Source organism: Clostridium cibarium (assembly GCF_014836335.1).
GTDB lineage: Bacteria > Bacillota > Clostridia > Clostridiales > Clostridiaceae > Clostridium > Clostridium cibarium.
The window spans coordinates 1-18,418 of the sequence record NZ_JACSRA010000035.1; the positions used below are offsets into that span (position 1 = coordinate 1).

The following is an 18,418-nucleotide window of genomic DNA, read 5'->3' on the forward strand; positions in this document are numbered from 1 at the left end:
AAAAACTTACTCTAAAAGAATTGCTGGTTTTTAACTTATTTATATCTGTTCAATTTTCAAAGACCATTTTGTTTGTCACCCTCAAGCGACTTTTTTATCTTATCACCTTATTCAACAAATGTCAACAAGTTTTTTCATTAATTTCAAATTACTCTTACACTCGTCTTTCTCTGTTGCCCTAGCGACGAATCTTATCTTACCATAGAATAATAAGTAACATATATATTCATACCCAATTGTAAAAGGTTACCCTATAATATCTTAGTTTATCTATATTATTCTTTGAATTTCATATAGTGACACACCAGGTACAGAGTTCTTATAATATGAGATTGTTCTACAATCACTTGTAGGCAAATGTACTCTTTTATTTAATATATAGTAATAAGTTTTTCTGCAAGTAAGTCAAATATATACTCTTCATGTTTCATGCATATTTATATATAACTTTCTATAATTCTCATTTTATTCTTTACTCATCGTTTAAAACTCTTTAAGCACTCCCTTGTGGCAAATAAATTTAGAAATTAAAAAGACTATAGATGTTTTTAACATCTATAGTCTTTTATTAGATATCAGTATCCATGTCTGATTCAGTATTCTCTACTGTATCTACAACTTCATCAGATTTTTCTTCATCATTACTTGATATCTTAGTTATCGCTACTACTTTTTCATTTTCATTAGTTCTCATCAATGTGACACCCATAGCAGATCTACTGGTTATAGAGATATCTTTAACATTAATCCTGATTGCGACACCACTAGTATTTATAAGCATAAGTTCATCATCAGGTTTACACATTGTCGCTCCAACTACTTTTCCAGTCTTTTCACTGATTTTATAAGTAATTAAACCAACTCCACCTCTATTTTGAGTTTTGTATTCACTTATATGAGTTCTTTTACCGAACCCATTTTCACTTATAACCAATAACTCTTCTTCATCTACCGCTATATCCATACATACAGCTACATCGTCACCTTTTAAGTTAATTGCCTTAACTCCTGATGCAGTTCTTCCCATAGGTCTAACATCAGCTTCATTAAATTTAACTGCATACCCATTTTGAGTTACCATAACAATATTTGCATCTCCACGAGTAATCTTAACTTTTAAGAGTTCATCACCATCTCTTAAGAAAATTGCTATTAATCCATTCTTACGTAGATTTTTAAATTCCCCTAATGGAGTTTTCTTAACTATACCTTGCTTTGTTCCCATGAACAAGAATCCTTCTTTATTGTTATCTCTAACAGTTAAAGCAGCTTCTATCCTTTCATTAGGTTCTATAGCCAAAAGATTTATAATATTAGTACCCTTTGCTGATCTACCAGCTTCAGGTATTTCATAAGCTCTTAATTTGTAGACCCTCCCCCTATTGGTGAAGAATAATACATCTGAATGTGTTGAAGTGATCATAACTTGTTCTACAAAGTCATCTTCTTTTGTAGTCATAGCTTGAATTCCTTTACCACCTCTTCTTTGGGCAGAATAAGTATCAGCAGGAAGTCTCTTAATATATCCATTATTAGTAAGTGTTATAACTACTTCCTCTTCTTGAATTAAATCCTCAATATCTATTTCATTAACTACTTTTTCGATTTGAGTTCTTCTTTCATCGTTGTATTTATTCTTTATTTCTACTAGTTCATCTTTAATTACTCCAAGTAATTTTTCTTCACTTGCAAGTATTGAATTTAAGTACTCAATTTGTTTCATAAGTTCTTCATATTCAGCTTCAATCTTATCTCTTTCTAAACCAGTTAATCTCCTAAGTCTCATTTCTAATATAGCAGTTGCTTGCTTATCAGATAAAGAGAACCTCTCAATTAATGTATTTTTTGCTAACTCTGATGTACTAGAATTTCTAATAATATTAATTACTTCATCGATATTATCTAGTGCAATTCTTAACCCTTCTAGTATATGTGCTCTAGCCTCTGCTTTGTTTAATTCAAATATTGTTCTTCTTGTTATAACTTCTTTTTGGAATGTAATATAATGACTTAAAACTTGTTTAAGATTTAGTACCTGTGGTTGATTATCTACAAGTGCAAGCATAATTACTCCAAAAGTATCTTGCATTTTAGTATGTTTATATAATAAGTTTAGAATAACATTAGGATTTGCATCTCTTTTCAATTCTATAACTATTCTCATACCGTCTCTATCTGATTCATCTCTTAAGTCTGATATGCCTACTATCTTTTTATCCTTTACAAGATCAGCTATGTTTTCTATTAGTTTAGCCTTGTTAACTTGATATGGTATTTCAGTTACTATAATTTTATGCCTTGAATTTTCTTCTTCAATTTCAGCTTTTGCCCTAACAACTACTTTTCCTTTACCTGTTTCATAAGCAGCTCTTATCCCAGCTTTTCCCATTATAGTTGCTCCAGTTGGAAAATCAGGTCCTTTTATTACCGACATAAGTTCTAAAACTGAAGTTTCTGGATTATCTATTAACATTATTGTTCCATCTATAATTTCGCCCAAGTTATGTGGAGGAATATTTGTGGCCATACCAACCGCTATTCCTGAAGATCCATTTACTAAAAGATTAGGAAATCTTGAAGGTAAAACTGATGGCTCTTCTTCTTCTCCATCAAAGTTAGGCACAAAATCAACAGTATTTTTATTAATGTCTCTTAGCATTTCTACTGCAATCTTATTCATTTTAGCTTCAGTATATCTCATGGCTGCTGCACTATCTCCGTCAACAGAACCAAAATTACCATGCCCATCTACTAACATATATCTCATTGAAAAGTCTTGTGCCAATCTAACTAAAGCATCATAAACGGAAGAATCTCCATGTGGATGATACTTACCTAGAACATCTCCAACTATTCTTGCACATTTTCTATATCCCTTATCAGGATATAGTCCTAATTCTTGCAGTGAATATAGTATTCTCCTATGAACTGGCTTTAATCCATCTCTTACATCAGGCAATGCACGCCCAACTATAACGCTCATTGCATAGTCTATATAGCATCTTTTCATTTCCTGATTAATATCTACAGGTATGACTTTTCCTTCATTAAAATTCATGTACTTCACCTCATATTAGTACTAAATATCTAAGTTACTTACTTTCTTAGCATTTTGTTGTATAAACTCTCTTCTTGGTTCAACTTTATCACCCATAAGAATTGTAAATATTTCATCTGCTGCCATAGCATCTTCTACAGTAGCCTTTAATAATATTCTTTTCTCTGGATCCATTGTTGTATCCCATAATTGTTCAGCATTCATTTCTCCAAGTCCTTTGTATCTTTGAATGCTAGTTGAACTATCTTTTCCGCCAAATTCCTCAAGTAATTTATCTAATTCCTGATCTGAATATGCATATGCTTCTTTCTTATTCTTATTTACTTTATATAATGGAGGTTGTGCGATATATACATGCCCACCTTCTATTAAATCTCGCATATACCTATAAAAGAATGTTAACAGTAAAGTTCTTATATGAGCTCCATCAACATCGGCATCTGTCATAATAATTATTCTATTATATCTTATTTTTTCAATATCGAAATCAGTTCCAATTCCAGCTCCAAAGGCTGTAATCATAGATCTTATAGTGTCTGCATTTAATATTCTATCCAATCTTTGCTTTTCAACATTAAGTATCTTACCTCTTAGTGGTAGTATAGCTTGGAACTTTCTATTTCTTCCTTGTTTTGCTGATCCACCCGCAGAATCTCCTTCGACTATGTATATTTCACATTCTCTAGGATCCTTAGATGAACAATCAGCTAACTTTCCAGGTAATGCTGAACGTTCCAATACAGATTTTCTTGTTAATTCTCTAGCTTTTCTAGCTGCATCTCTAGCTCTAGCTGCCATTAATGCTTTATCTATTATTATTTTACTAACTGCTGGATTTTCTTCTAGAAATATTCCTACGCCTTCTCCAACTATGGAATCAACAATTCCTCTTACTTCACTATTACCTAACTTAGTTTTTGTTTGCCCCTCAAATTGAGGCTCACCTATTTTAACAGATATTACAGCAGTCAATCCTTCTCTTATATCATCACCAGATAGATTCTTATCATTTTCTTTTAAATGTCCAAATTTTTTAGCGTAATCATTAAGAACCCTAGTAAGTGCTGTTTTAAATCCAACTAAATGTGTTCCACCTTCAATTGTATCTATATTATTTGCAAAAGAGAAAATATTTTCATTGTATCCATCATTATACTGTAATGATACCTCTACTGAAATTCCATCTTTAAGTCCTTCAACATAAATAGGATCTTTGTGTAATGCTTCTTTATTCCTATTTAAGTAACTAACAAAAGATCTTATTCCACCTTCATAATGAAATACTTCTTCCTTATCATCTCTCTTATCAATTAAAGTAATGTTTATCCCTTTATTCAAAAAAGCTAATTCCCTTAATCTTTGTGAAAGGACTTCAAATTCATAAACAATCTCATCAAATATATCATCATCTGGTTTGAAATATACTATTGTTCCTGTTTCATCCGTATCTCCAACTATATTTAAGTCACTAATAACTTTACCGCATTCATATTCTTGTTGCCAAAGATGGCCCTCTCTCTTTACTGTTACTATACATTTCTTTGATAATGCATTAACTACTGAAGCACCAACTCCATGTAAACCACCAGAAACTTTATACCCCCCTCCGCCAAATTTTCCTCCAGCATGTAGGATAGTCATAATTACCTCAACTGTTGGTTTTTGCATTTTAGGATGCATTCCTACTGGCATTCCTCTACCATCGTCTTCTACTTGTATTGAGTTATCTTCATTGATAACAACCTTTATATTTTTGCAAAATCCTGCTAAGGCTTCATCAATACTATTATCCACTATTTCGTAAACTAGATGATGTAGACCTCTAGAACTAGTACTTCCAATATACATACCCGGTCTTTTTCTAACCGCTTCCAGACCTTCTAATACCTGTATCTGACTTTCATCATAATTTTGTTTATTTTGTTCCAACATAGATTCCTCCTAAAAAATTATCAATAATTAAACACGAAGGTTTAAATATTGGACTTATGGGTTATAATCCATATCTGTTCTTTTACTTAAAGTAGCTGAGGATATTGGTGATAAGTAAACTTTACTTTTTTTATTTACTTCAGCTATAACATAAGACTTTGGTTTTTCATCTGTTATTCTCTCTACAAAGCCATCTTCCTCAGCCATTCGTAAAAATTGATTTGTATCAGAACCATACATTGTAGTTTCTAAATCAAATATCCCTATAATATCCTTTATAGGAACAGTAACATTTTCCCCTAAATGTAAAAACATGAATCATTCCTCCTTTAAATAGAGATTTTTCCACCGCTAACTGTAAACACCTTAGAACTTGAGTCTAAATACTCATTTATATCAGATATACCTGTACAAGTAATAATTGTTTGAATATCTTTAATAGTACTTAACACATATTTCTTCCTGTTAAAATCCAATTCCGATAAAACATCATCTAATAATAAAACTGGATATTCTCCGTTAACTTCTTTTATAATCTTTAATGATGAAAACTTCATGGTTAAGACAGCGGTTCTTTGCTGTCCTTGAGACCCATAACTCTTCGTATCAACATCGTTAATAAATATAGAAAAGTCATCTCTATGTGGTCCTACTGTAGAAATTCCCCTATCTATATCTTTCTTTCGATTTCTATTTAACAATTCTCTAAAATTACTTTTTATATCATCAGTAAGCTTAATAGATGATTGATATTTGAATTTGATAATTTCTTTTCCTAATGTAATTTCTTTATGAATATCTTGACTATACTTATTTAACTTATCTATATAATCCAACCTTTTCCTGATTACATATTCTCCAAAACCTGCAAGTTGTTCATCGTAAACATCTAACATTTCTTCACTTAACTTCTTATTCTTTAATAAAATATTTCTTTCATTAATGACTTTATTATATTGAACAAGATTATAATAATAAGTTTTATTTAGCTGACACAACTCCATATCTATAAATTTTCTTCTTCCACCAGGAGATTCCTTAATAATCTTTAAGTCTTCAGGAGAAAACATAACAACATTAAATGTTCCAAAAAGTTCACCGATTTTACTGATCTTTATAGAATTTACTGTTATAGCTTTCTTTCCATCTTTGAGTATATTAATATCTATTCTTTTATCTAACCTATCCTTACCTACACTTAAACTAATAAATGCTCTTTCAGAATTCCAATTAATCAATTCTTTATCCCTTGAAGTTCTATGTGATTTTGCAAAACCACAATAATAGATTGATTCAAGAATATTTGTTTTTCCTTGTGCATTATCTCCCATAAAAACATTGACATTATTTCCAAACTCAATACTTAGATTATCGTAGTTTCTATAACTCATTAACATTAATTTTTTAACAAACATAAATATACACCCATATAATTATATCATATTAGGCAAATAAACATCCATATTTATAAAATTATCTAAAACTTAAACAATCTTATAATCTTCGCCATCAAAGGATACAATATCATTTATCTTTAGTTTTTTTCCTCTTTGAGTACATACTTCACCATTAACTTTTATTTGCTCATCACTTATATAAATTTTAGCTTCTGTTCCCATAGATGCTATTCCGCACCACTTTAAAAAAGCATCTAGCTTTATGATTTCTGTATTAATCTTTACCTCTTTCAATTCACTTTTGCATAAATATTGTATATTTATGCATTCCTCCTATCTAATCAATCTTACTGGTAATACTAAATATTTATATGAATCTGTTTCCTTTGCTTTAATGACGCAAGGAGTAACACTTGATGTCATTTCCAACACAACATCATCTTCTTCCATATTTTTCAGAACATCTAAAAGGTACCTTGAATTAAATGCAATTTGAACACCTTCACCTTGCAAATTTATTCCGACTTCTTCTCTAACCTTTCCCAATTGAGAATTAGATGTTATTACTAAGTTATCTTCTTGAACATCTAATTTAATTAAATTGCTATTTCCTTCCTTTGCCATTAAAGACGCTCTTTCAATTCCATTTTGTAATTCCTGCTTATTTACTTCTACTAGAAGCTTATGTTCTTGAGGCAATAGCGAATTATAATTGACATATTTTCCATCTAAAAGTCTAGAAATTATCTTTGTTTGTTCTAGATTAAATAGTATATGATTGTTTGTAAATGTTATATTTACAATTGAATCTATATCTTCTAATATTTTTGAAACTTCATTTAATGTTTTGCCTGGAATAACCACTTCAATATCAAAATCACTATCTAAGTATTCTGTTTTAATCGCTAGCCTATATCCATCTAAGGCTACTAAGTTTAGTTTTCTATTTTTCAATTCAAACAAAATACCTTGTAGTATAGGTCTTGTTTCATCTTGAGCAATAGCGAAAGATGTACTTTTAATCATATTTTTCAATATATTTTGAGGAACTTGAATTTGCTTTTCCTCATCTATATTAGGTAATGATGGGAATTCTTCATAATTCATATATACTACATTGAATACTGACTTTTGACATGATATTTGAACTGTATCATTTTTAATAATTTCAATTCGAACATCAGAGTTTGGTAGCTTTCTTATAATTTCTCCAAATATTTTTGAATCTATAACCATAGTACCTTCTTCTATAACATCAGCACTTACTTTTGTTTCTATTGATACATCCATGTCAGATCCGATTAAAGTTAGACCATCTTTACTAGCATTTATATAAATACCTTCTAATATGGGCATTGTTGATTTCCCTGTAATTGCTTTTTGAGCAATTAAAATACCTTCTTGTAATTTTTGTTTTTCACATATAAAAATCATTAAATAACCTCCTAGTTTATCAACAGTTTAAATTATCTATAATTAGAATAGATATAAATAATATATTTAGTAATAGTAGTAGTAGGGAATGTGAATTTGTTAATAAGTACTTTAAAGGCAGTATTATCAACATAATTTTATAAAAAAATATTGTGGATAAGTCAGTAACAAAAAGTATCTCTTATCCACAGTATTAACTAGAAAATTGTTTTTTAGTATTTATCCACAAGTTCTTATAGCTTTATTATAAACAGCTGTGGATTAGTTTTGAGTTAATTTTTTTGTTATATCTTCAATAGTCTTTTGTAAGTTTTCATCACTATTAAGATTATCTGAAATTTTCTCATATGCATGTATTACAGTTGTATGATCTCTTCCACCAAATTCTTCGCCTATCTTTGGTAAAGACATATCTGTAAGTTTTCTACTTAGATACATGGCTATTTGTCTAGGGTAGGCAACATTTCTAGTTCGTCTTTGAGATTTTAGTTCTTCCACTCTTAGATTAAAATAACTTGCAACTATATCTTGTATTAAACTGATTGTTATGTTTTTTCCTTGTTTCTTGGAAATTATATCTTTTAGTGCTTCAGATGCTAAATCTACAGTTATTTCTCTATTAGTTAAAGAGGAATATGCTACTATTCTTATTAGCGCACCTTCAAGTTCTCTTATATTTGATTTTATTTTAGTTGCGATGTATACCATAACTTCATTCTCTACGTTTAAGTTCTCAACATCAGCTTTTTTCTTTAATATTGCCATTCTAGTTTCAAAATCAGGAATTTGGATATCTGCAATTAATCCCCATTCAAATCTAGATCTAAGTCTATCTTCTAATGTAGGTATTTCTTTTGGTGGTCTATCTGATGAAAGAATTATTTGTTTATTTGCATCATGTAGTTCATTAAATGTATGGAAAAACTCTTCTTGTGTTCTTTCTTTTCCTGCAATAAATTGAATATCATCTATTAAAAGAATATCTACATTTCTATACTTATTTCTGAATTCTTCATTTTTATCATCCTTTATAGAATTAATAAGTTCATTAGTAAACTTTTCAGATGAAACATAAACAACCTTTGCGCTTGGGTTATTTTCTAGTATGTAATGGCCTATGGCATGCATTAAGTGAGTTTTTCCTAGTCCAACTCCACCATATATAAATAAAGGATTATATGCTTTAGCTGGAGCTTCTGCTACAGCTAAAGATGCTGCATGTGCAAATCTATTACTATTACCTATTACAAAAGAATCAAATGTATATTTAGGATTTAATGTTGTAGACATTTCATCATTAACAATTATTGACTTCTCTTCTTTAGGTTGTTCTTTTTTTATAGATTCTTCTGGCTTAAGCTCTGAGGCGATTAAAAACTCAATATTATATAATTTTGAGCACGTAGCTTTAATTGAATTTGCAACTAAATCTTTGTATCTTTTATCTAAGATATCTTGAGTGAAGGAGTTGGGAACACTAATCTTTATAGTATCTGAGGATATAGAAATTGGTTCGCAACTTTTTATCCAAGTGTTAAAGCTTACTTCACTCATCTCGCTTTTAATAATATTTAGTGTCTTTTGCCATAGTTCATTTAGATCAGTTTCCATGTATTATCCTCCAAAAAAATTTTTAGCATAAAAAATCACAAAATTTAATTATCAACAAACTAAGAAACAATAGATGTTGATAACTTTATTTATGTTTATAATGTTAACTAAAGTTAGTAACATGTTGATAATCTTATTTATTAAATAGTAAATAATAAGTTATCCACAAAGATTGTAATTATATTATAAACAGCCAAAAAGCTGCATAAAATGGACTAAATTTAGTAAAAATAAAAAAAAGATATATGAAATGTCAATAAAAATAAACAAGTTATTCACAATATTGTCCACAGGTGTGGATAACTTTTATTTACAAACAAGTTATTCACAATCTATTTATTATAATATCATATAGGAATACTAGTATTCAATAAGTTATCCACAAAAAACTTATTAATATATTAATTTATCAACAGAGAACAACGTTCTTGACACAGATAGAGGATATATATATAATTAATTAGTAAATGAAAAATTAAGAATATAGTTATTGCTATAAATATTTGAGTCGAAGGGGGTGCATTGTTAATGTTCATGACATACCAACCTAAAAAGAGACAAAGAAAAAAAGAACATGGTTTTAGAAAGAGAATGAAGACTCAATCAGGAAGAAACGTTCTTAAAAGAAGAAGACAAAAAGGAAGAAAAAAATTAACAGCATAAGGGCCGCAATTTGTGGCCTTTTTTCTGCAAATGCAGGAAAAAAAGGAGTATAGGAATACCTATGGTTTACAGATTGAAAAAAAACAATGAATTTCGTATTGTATATAGGAAGGGAAAATCATTTTCTAATGATCTTCTAGTTCTATATATACTTAAGAATAGAAGAAACAGAGATAAAGAAGCAAACCAATATAATAGAGTAGGAATTTCTGTTAGTAAAAAAGTTGGTAATAGTGTAGTAAGAAGTAGAAGTAAGAGACTGATTTGTGAAAGCTATAGATTGAAGTTAAATAATCTTATACAAGGATATGATCTCGTATTTGTTGCTAGGACTAAACTTAAAGACAAGGATTATCATCAAGTTGATAAGGCTGTAAATAATTTATTAAAGAAAGCAGGCTTACATATAAATGAAGGAAATAATGATAAGACTAATTAAATTTTATAAAAAGAAAATATCACCTATGAGTCAACCAAGATGTAAGTATATCCCTACCTGTTCTCAATATGCTATTGATGCTATTGAAAAACATGGAGTATTTAGGGGAGGAATTTTGGCTTGCTGGCGGATCTTAAGGTGCAATCCTTTCAGTAAAGGTGGCTTCGATCCTGTTAAATAAATCTTATATATAGGAGGGATTAACAATATGATGACTTTATTTGCTCCAATAACAAATTTCTTTTCTGCTATATTTGAATGGCTTCATAATTTTGTTATTGGATTAGGTGTAACGGGTGGTTTATCATATGTACTAGCAATTACAATATTGACAATTGTAATAAGGGCATGTTTATTACCATTTAATATTAAGTCTGCTAATTCCACAAGAAGAATGCAGGAAGTACAACCAGAAATTAAGAAAATACAAGAAAAATATAAAAATGATCCACAGAGAGCTAATGCAGAACTTATGAAGTTTTACAAAGAGAAGAAAGTAAGTATGACGGGTGGTTGTTTGCCTGCGTTATTACCGCTTCCAATATTAATGGCACTATATTATGTATTTTATAATATGACCATTGAAGGGTCTTTTTTATGGATTCCTAATTTGGGAGATTCAGATCCATACTTTATTTTGCCTATATTAGCGGCATTGTCTACTTATTTGCCATCGTATCTAATGACTAAAGCAACTCCTAATAATGGAGAAGGTGCTATGAATATGGCGCCAATGAATATTGGTATGTCATTAATGATGGGATTTATGGCACTAAAATTTAAATCAATATTGGTTATATATTGGGTATTAGGTGGAGTAATACAATTAGCAACTACTTATTTTGTTAATTATAAACCAGCTATGGCTAAGAAAAATGAATTGCTAGAAGTTGAAGCAGAAAAGGAAGCAGCTAGAGCTCCTAAATTTGCTATGCCAGAGTATGAAGAAAATAATAAATCAGCTAAGAAAAAGAAAAAGTAAACTTGATTTTGAGTATTTTAGAGGTGGGTGAATATGGCATGAAGTCAATTGATGTTATTGGAAAAACCGTAGATGAAGCATTAGAAAAAGCTTTAAATCAGTTAAATGTAACTAAAGATAAGGTTGAAGTTGACATAATTGATGAAGGATATAGAGGCTTATTCAAATTTATAGGTGGAAAACCAGCTAAGATTAAGGTTACTTTAAAAGCAGATTATAAGGATGAAGCAAGAGAATTTTTAAATAATATTCTAAGGTGTATGAATGTAAATGCTGATGTTAATATAAATGATGATAAAGATTCTGTTTATATAGAACTTTTAGGTGAAAAGATGGGATCTGTTATCGGATATAGAGGAGAGACATTGGATGCTCTACAATATTTAGTATCATTAGTAATTAACAAAAATCATGAGCAACCATATAGAAGAGTTATTTTAGACGCTGAAAATTATAGAAAAAAACGTGAAGAAACTTTAAAAAGAGTAGCTGAGAAAACTGCTTATAAGGTAAGAAAGAGTAGAAGATCCTTTAAGTTAGAACCTATGAATCCATATGAGAGAAGAATTATTCATTCGGCACTTCAAAATTATGTTGATATAAAAACATTTAGTGAAGGGGAAGAACCTTTTAGAAGAATAGTAGTAGATATTAAAAGAAATTAATAATAAGAAGGCTATCTAAAAATGGAAGTTAAGCTTCTGTTTTGGATGGCTTACTTTTTTGAAAAAATTTTCGATGTATTAATCTATAACATATTAGTTTTTGTAAAATTACATTTAGTTAGCCAATAACCACCATATTCTTATATTCTTATATTCTGAAGAATATAAGAATATAACAAAAGTTTCTAAAATGATGGGAAATTGCAATATAGGTTAGGAAGATTTATTTTAATATTTTTGATATAGGTAAATAAGGATAAAATTACAACCTTTTTTAGAATTTTAAAATGCCTTATTTTTTTGACTTATGGATTATTGTTTTGTAAAATGTATAGTAGTTTAATAGGAGTACAATAATTATAATGAATACTTCTAAGGAGGACAAACTAATGAAAGAATTTGATACTATCTGTGGTATTGCTACACCAATAGGAGAAGGTGGTATTTCTATAATAAGAATATCTGGATCCAAATCGTTAGAGATAATAGGCAATGTTTTCAAGGGGATAAATAACGTAGATATTAAGGATATGAAAAGTTATACTATGCGATATGGATGGATTTGCGAACTTGATTCTAAGAATGTTATAGATGAAGTTATTATTAGTTATATGAAAGGGCCTAAGAGCTTTACTGCTGAAGATGTCATAGAAGTAAATTGTCATGGTGGGGTTGTATCAACTAATAAGGTGTTGGAAGAAGTAATTAAGGCTGGGTGTAGAATTGCAGAACCTGGTGAATTTACAAAAAGGGCTTTTTTAAATGGTAGAATAGATTTGCCACAAGCAGAAGCCGTAATAGATATAATAAGAGCAAAAACTGATTTATCTATGAAAGCTGCTTTAATGCAAAGTTCTGGATACCTTTCCCGGGAAATAAATAAACTTAGAGAGTATATGTTAAATACATTAGCGTTAATAGAATATTCTATAGACTTTACAGAAGATGATGAAGAGGTGGATGAAAGTATTCCAATAAAAATACTGGATCAGCTAAATAAAGCTATTTCGGAAATGAACATTTTAATTAAGAGTGCAGATGAAGGAAGAATTATAAGAGATGGATTAAACTTGGCTATTATTGGTAAACCAAATGTCGGAAAGTCATCTTTACTAAATGCTTTGTTGAAAGAAAAAAGAGCTATAGTAACTGATATTCCAGGTACTACTAGGGATGTAATTGAAGAATTTATAAATTTAGATGGGATACCTGTAAAAGTTATTGATACTGCTGGAATTAGGGAGACGGAAGATGTTGTTGAGAAGATAGGTGTTGAAAGATCTAAAGAAAAGATTGATGAAGCTGATTTAATTATTTTGGTTATTGATTCTTCGAGAAAGTTAGACAAAGAGGATGAAGAAATAATTGATTATATTAAGGATAAAAAGTATATAGTTCTTTTAAATAAAGTTGATTTAGATACAAAAGTTAAGGATGAAGAATTGGTAGGGTTAAGTGACGTAATTAGAATCTCTGCCAAGTCTGGTTATGGAATTAATGATTTAAAGAAAAAAATAAAGGATATGTTCTTTAGTGGAGAAGTAGATACAGAGAGTCTCATAATTTCGAATAATAGACATAAACAAGCACTATACAGGGCATTAGAAAATTGCAATATAGCCAGGGAAAAAGTGAAATTAAATGAGTATTTAGATTTAATTTCTATCTATGTTACTTCAGCAATGAAAGCATTAGGAGAAATTACGGGAGCAGAACTTGAAGAAGATTTAGTAAATAAAATATTTAGTGAATTCTGTGTAGGAAAGTAGGAGTAATGATAAAATGAATTATAATGCAGGAGAATTTGATGTTATAGTTGTTGGAGCTGGCCATGCAGGTTGTGAAGCCTCTTTAGCAGCAGCAAGAATGGGATTAAATACATTAGTATGTACTATAAATTTAGATTCTATAGGAATGATGCCATGTAATCCGAATATTGGAGGTACAGCTAAAGGACATCTAGTAAGAGAGATTGATGCGCTAGGTGGGGAAATGGGAATAAACATAGATAATACTTTTATTCAATCGAGAATGTTAAATACATCTAAGGGACCAGCGGTTCACTCGCTAAGGGCACAAGCTGATAAGATGAGATATCAACATAGAATGAAAAGAGTATTAGAAGAACAAGAGAATCTTCAAATTAAGCAAATAGAAGTTACTAAGTTACTAGTTGAAGATAATAAAATATGTGGAGTAGTAACTAAAAACGGAGCTACATATAAATGTAAGGCTGTAATATTGGCAACTGGTACATATTTAAGGGGAAAAATTATTATTGGAGAAGTGAGTTATAACGGAGGTCCTAATGGATTATTCCCTGCAAATGATCTTTCACAATCTCTGCTAGATTTAAAAATAAATCTTAGAAGATTTAAAACAGGTACACCAGCAAGGATTAATAGGCGTTCTGTAGATTTCTCAAAAATGATTGAGCAAGGTGGAGATGATACTATAGTACCATTTTCATTTATGAGTGGAGATATTTCAAGAAAGCAAATTTCTTGCTATCTTACTTATACAAATGAAGATACTCACAATATAATTCGTGAAAATATTGGAAGATCGCCAATATATAATGGATCTATAAAAGGTATTGGGCCAAGATATTGTCCGTCAATAGAGGATAAGGTGATGAGGTTTCCTGATAAAGTACAACATCAAATATTTATTGAACCAGAAGGGGAAGATACATTAGAGATGTATGTTGGGGGGATGAGTTCATCATTACCAGAAGAAGTTCAAGTTAAAATGCTTAGAACTTTACCAGGGCTTGAAAATGTTGAAATACTTAGAACTGCATATGCAATAGAGTATGATTCAATAGATCCCACTCAATTAAATCCAACATTAGAATTTAAAAATGTTCAAGGCCTTTATGGAGCAGGTCAACTAAATGGAAGTTCAGGATATGAAGAAGCAGGATGCCAAGGACTTGTAGCGGGTATAAATGCAGCTTTAAAGATAAAAGGAAAAGACCCATTAATTTTAACTCGTTCTGATGCATACATTGGTGTGTTAATTGATGATCTTGTAACAAAGGGAACGAATGAACCTTACAGAATGATGACATCTAGAGCTGAGTATAGACTTCTTTTAAGACAAGACAATGCAGATTTTAGGTTAACTGAAATAGGTCATAATATTGGGTTAGTTACTGAAGAAAGATATGATAAATTTATTAATAGAAAAGAACTTATTGAAGATGAATTAGATAGAATAAAAAATCTTCAAATTACAAATAAAAGAGAAGTGAATGAATTTTTAGCAAGTCTTGGCTCTGCAGAATTGAAAAAGCCAACTAGTTTATATGAATTAATTAAAAGAACCGAATTAGATTATTTTGCTTTAGAACCTTTAGATTCAGATAGAGAACATTTTAGCAAAGATATAGGAGAGCAAATAAATATAGTTGCTAAATATGAAGGGTATATAGCGAGCCAATTAGAACAGGTTGGGCAATTTAAAAAGTTCGAGAAGAAGTTAATACCAAGTGATTTAGATTATGCTGAAATTAAAGGGTTAAGAACTGAGGCTATTCAAAAATTGAGTGATATTAGGCCTATAAGTATTGGGCAAGCATCTAGGATTTCTGGTGTTTCTCCAGCTGATATTTCGGTTTTGTTAGTTTACTTGGAGCATCAATATGGAAAGAAAAGAGATTAAACTAAACTCAGGAGGTAAATATGAGTTTTTATGAATTAATGAAGGAAGCATCTCAAGATGTTGGCATGTCATTAAGTGAAGTGCAATATGAGAAATTTATTAAATATATGCAGCTTGTGCAAGAGTGGAATAAGAAAATTAATCTTACTGCAATAATAGATGATGAGCAATTTATTAAAAAACATTTTATTGATTGTATTAAAGCTTTTAAAAGTGATAAACTTAAAAATGCTAGAAATTTAATCGATGTAGGGACTGGAGCTGGATTTCCAGGAGTTCCTATTGCTATTATGAGAGATGATATTGAAGTTACATTATTAGATTCACTAAATAAGAGAATTAATTTCTTGAACTTAGTAGTTAAGGAATTGAATTTAACTAATGTAGTAACTATTCATTCTAGAGCAGAAGATGGTGCCAGGTTAAAAGATTTAAGAGAAAATTTTGATGTTGCTACATCTAGAGCTGTTGCTAATATGACAGTTTTATCTGAATTCTGTCTTCCATATGTAAAAGTTAATGGTTATTTTGTTGCTTTGAAAGGGCCAGCAATTGATGAGGAACTTAAAGAGTGTAGGAATGCACTTGGTGTATTAGGTGGAAAGCTTGAAGATGTAATTGAATTAGATATTGAAGGAACAGATTTAAAGCATAACATAGTGGTTGTCAAAAAGACAAAAGAATGTCCTACATCGTATCCTAGAAAAGCTGGAATTATAACTAAAAAGCCACTAAAGTAACAGATAACAGCATATGTAATTAATGTTAGGCTTTCCAATAAAAAATAATTGTAAAAAGAAGGAAAAAAGTTAAGCGTTATAGAATTTATAATTAGACAAATAAGTTAAATGATAAGGATGGGGTTAGGTAATATGAGTAATGAAATAATTAGTGTGAAGATTGATGATATAATTCCTAACATGTATCAACCACGAAAGTACTTTAAAGAAGAAGCATTAATGGAGCTTTCGCAATCAATCAGAGAACATGGAATAATACAACCTTTAACTGTTAGAAAGCGTGGAGAGATTTTTGAACTTGTTGCAGGTGAAAGAAGATGGAGAGCGGCGAGACTTGCAGAACTTGAAGAAGTTCCTTGTGCAGTTGTAGATATTACGGATACTGAATCAGCGCAAATTGCTTTATTAGAGAACTTACAAAGGGAAGATCTTAACTTCATTGAAGAGGCAGAAGCCTATTATAATTTAATTCAGGATCATCACTTTACTCAAGAAGAAATCGCAGTTAAGATGGGAAAAAATCAATCAACTATTGCAAATAAATTAAGATTACTAAAATTATCTGCAAAGGTCAGAAACTTATGTTTAGATAATAAACTTACTGAAAGACATGCGAGAGCTTTGCTTAGTATTCCAGATGAAGAGCTTCAGCTTAAAATTGTTGAGAAAGTTATAACAAAAGGATTAAATGTTAAGAAGACGGAAGAGCTTATTAATAAGGAATTATTAAAACTTGCAGGGAAACAATTAAGTGGGAAAGAAAAGAAAAAAGTAAAATCGGTTTTTCCTGCAAAGTTATATATTAATACAATTAAGCAAGTATTTGATAAGTTTAATATACCTGCAGCGTATAAGTTTGATGAAAAAGATGATTACATACAAATCACCGTAAATATACCGAAAAATAAAAAATAAATTAAGAATAAATTAAATTTAGTAGTATTGTATTTTATTGAGTAATATAGTACTACTTTTTTTCTAAAATTCCTTTAAATATTATAAGTTTATATATATAATATTAATATGGAGAGGGGGTGTGGCTCTATCGTTTAGAGCTTTATATATGAAGGTAGTTTGTATATTCAACCAAAAAGGTGGAGTTGGAAAAACGACCACTAATATTAATTTATGTTCTTATTTAGCGATGGAAGGGTATAAAGTTTTAACTTTAGATATAGACCCCCAAGGGAATACTACTAGTGGTTTAGGATTAGATAAAAGAAATTTAGAACTATCTATGTATGATGTATTAACTTCAGATACAAGGCTAAAAGATGTTGTTATAAAAAGTGACTTAATTCAGAACTTATCAATAGCGCCTTCAACAATGGAATTAGCAGGTGCAGAAGTTGAGATGATAGGAAAGGACAATAGAGAACAAATTCTTATTAACAAAATACGAGAATTAAATTCAGAATATGATTTTGTTTTTATAGACTGTCCTCCATCATTAGGTGTTTTGACTATTAATGCTTTAACATCTTGTGATTCAGTTCTCATTCCTATACAATGTGAGTTTTATGCGTTGGAGGGGGTAAGTCAACTTGTTAATACGATACAGTTAGTTAAGAAGTCGTTAAATAAGGATTTAGAAATTGAAGGTGTCTTAATGACTATGTATGATTATCGTACTAACTTAAGCAATGAAGTATATAAGGAAGTAGAAAAATATTTTGATGAATTGATGTTTAAGAATACTATACCTAGAAATATTAGGTTAGCTGAATCACCAAGTTTTGGACTTCCTATTATGTTATATGATGAAAAGTGTAAGGGTGCAGAATCATATTTAAATTTCACTAAAGAGTTTTTAGAAAGGCAGAATTTATAG

Annotated in this window: 17 protein-coding genes; 10 read left to right on the forward strand and 7 right to left on the reverse strand. The window is 29.9% G+C overall.

Annotation, left to right across the window (positions count from 1 at the left end):
* Positions 1–568 precede the first annotated feature (568 nt).
* The 7 genes from gyrA to dnaA form a co-directional block, all read right to left on the reverse strand.
* A complete protein-coding gene (gene gyrA / locus H9661_RS17105; RefSeq protein WP_191770013.1) occupies positions 569–3,058 on the reverse strand; it encodes a DNA gyrase subunit A in 2,490 nt (829 codons plus the stop codon).
* Between the two features lie 21 nt (positions 3,059–3,079).
* Positions 3,080–4,987 (reverse strand): DNA topoisomerase (ATP-hydrolyzing) subunit B, encoded by a 1,908-nt coding sequence (gyrB, locus tag H9661_RS17110; protein WP_143318233.1) that lies wholly within the window; start codon positions 4,985–4,987, stop codon positions 3,080–3,082.
* Positions 4,988–5,044: 57 nt separating this feature from the next.
* Positions 5,045–5,305 carry an extracellular matrix regulator RemB gene (gene remB / locus H9661_RS17115; RefSeq protein ID WP_143318185.1) on the reverse strand — a complete coding sequence of 87 codons (261 nt, stop codon included), beginning with the start codon at positions 5,303–5,305 and terminating at the stop codon, positions 5,045–5,047.
* 14 nt (positions 5,306–5,319) lie between these two features.
* Positions 5,320–6,405 (reverse strand): DNA replication/repair protein RecF, encoded by a 1,086-nt coding sequence (gene recF, locus H9661_RS17120; protein WP_191770015.1) that lies wholly within the window; start codon positions 6,403–6,405, stop codon positions 5,320–5,322.
* A gap of 69 nt (positions 6,406–6,474) precedes the next feature.
* On the reverse strand, positions 6,475–6,681 hold the full coding sequence (locus H9661_RS17125) for an RNA-binding S4 domain-containing protein (RefSeq protein WP_143318187.1): 207 nt from the start codon (positions 6,679–6,681) through the stop codon (positions 6,475–6,477).
* A 39-nt stretch (positions 6,682–6,720) separates the two neighbouring features.
* Positions 6,721–7,821, reverse strand: a complete 1,101-nt coding sequence (dnaN, locus tag H9661_RS17130; protein WP_143318188.1) for a DNA polymerase III subunit beta — start codon at positions 7,819–7,821, stop codon at positions 6,721–6,723.
* 261 nt (positions 7,822–8,082) lie between these two features.
* On the reverse strand, positions 8,083–9,432 hold the full coding sequence (gene dnaA / locus H9661_RS17135; RefSeq protein ID WP_143318189.1) for a chromosomal replication initiator protein DnaA: 1,350 nt from the start codon (positions 9,430–9,432) through the stop codon (positions 8,083–8,085).
* Positions 9,433–9,960: 528 nt separating this feature from the next.
* Here dnaA and rpmH point away from each other — a divergent pair.
* The 10 genes from rpmH (at position 9,961) to H9661_RS17185 (ending at position 18,418) form a co-directional block, all read left to right on the forward strand.
* Positions 9,961–10,095 (forward strand): 50S ribosomal protein L34, encoded by a 135-nt coding sequence (gene rpmH / locus H9661_RS17140; RefSeq protein WP_143318190.1) that lies wholly within the window; start codon positions 9,961–9,963, stop codon positions 10,093–10,095.
* A 61-nt stretch (positions 10,096–10,156) separates the two neighbouring features.
* Positions 10,157–10,534, forward strand: a complete 378-nt coding sequence (gene rnpA, locus H9661_RS17145; RefSeq protein ID WP_191770016.1) for a ribonuclease P protein component — start codon at positions 10,157–10,159, stop codon at positions 10,532–10,534.
* A complete protein-coding gene (gene yidD / locus H9661_RS17150) occupies positions 10,506–10,715 on the forward strand; it encodes a membrane protein insertion efficiency factor YidD (protein ID WP_143318192.1) in 210 nt (69 codons plus the stop codon). The genes rnpA and yidD overlap by 29 nt, the downstream gene beginning before the upstream one ends.
* 27 nt (positions 10,716–10,742) lie before the next feature.
* The gene (gene yidC, locus H9661_RS17155) at positions 10,743–11,516 is read left to right on the forward strand and encodes a membrane protein insertase YidC (RefSeq protein ID WP_191770017.1); all 774 of its coding nucleotides are present in this window, start codon (positions 10,743–10,745) and stop codon (positions 11,514–11,516) included.
* 38 nt (positions 11,517–11,554) lie between these two features.
* The gene (gene jag, locus H9661_RS17160) at positions 11,555–12,181 is read left to right on the forward strand and encodes an RNA-binding cell elongation regulator Jag/EloR (RefSeq protein ID WP_143318194.1); all 627 of its coding nucleotides are present in this window, start codon (positions 11,555–11,557) and stop codon (positions 12,179–12,181) included.
* 389 nt (positions 12,182–12,570) lie between these two features.
* A complete protein-coding gene (mnmE, locus tag H9661_RS17165) occupies positions 12,571–13,950 on the forward strand; it encodes a tRNA uridine-5-carboxymethylaminomethyl(34) synthesis GTPase MnmE (protein ID WP_191770018.1) in 1,380 nt (459 codons plus the stop codon).
* 13 nt (positions 13,951–13,963) lie between these two features.
* Positions 13,964–15,847 (forward strand): tRNA uridine-5-carboxymethylaminomethyl(34) synthesis enzyme MnmG, encoded by a 1,884-nt coding sequence (gene mnmG / locus H9661_RS17170; protein WP_191770019.1) that lies wholly within the window; start codon positions 13,964–13,966, stop codon positions 15,845–15,847.
* A 20-nt stretch (positions 15,848–15,867) separates the two neighbouring features.
* On the forward strand, positions 15,868–16,587 hold the full coding sequence (rsmG, locus tag H9661_RS17175) for a 16S rRNA (guanine(527)-N(7))-methyltransferase RsmG (protein ID WP_143318197.1): 720 nt from the start codon (positions 15,868–15,870) through the stop codon (positions 16,585–16,587).
* Positions 16,588–16,719: 132 nt separating this feature from the next.
* Positions 16,720–17,502, forward strand: a complete 783-nt coding sequence (gene noc / locus H9661_RS17180) for a nucleoid occlusion protein (protein WP_191770020.1) — start codon at positions 16,720–16,722, stop codon at positions 17,500–17,502.
* 148 nt (positions 17,503–17,650) lie between these two features.
* On the forward strand, positions 17,651–18,418 hold the full coding sequence (locus H9661_RS17185; RefSeq protein ID WP_143318199.1) for a ParA family protein: 768 nt from the start codon (positions 17,651–17,653) through the stop codon (positions 18,416–18,418).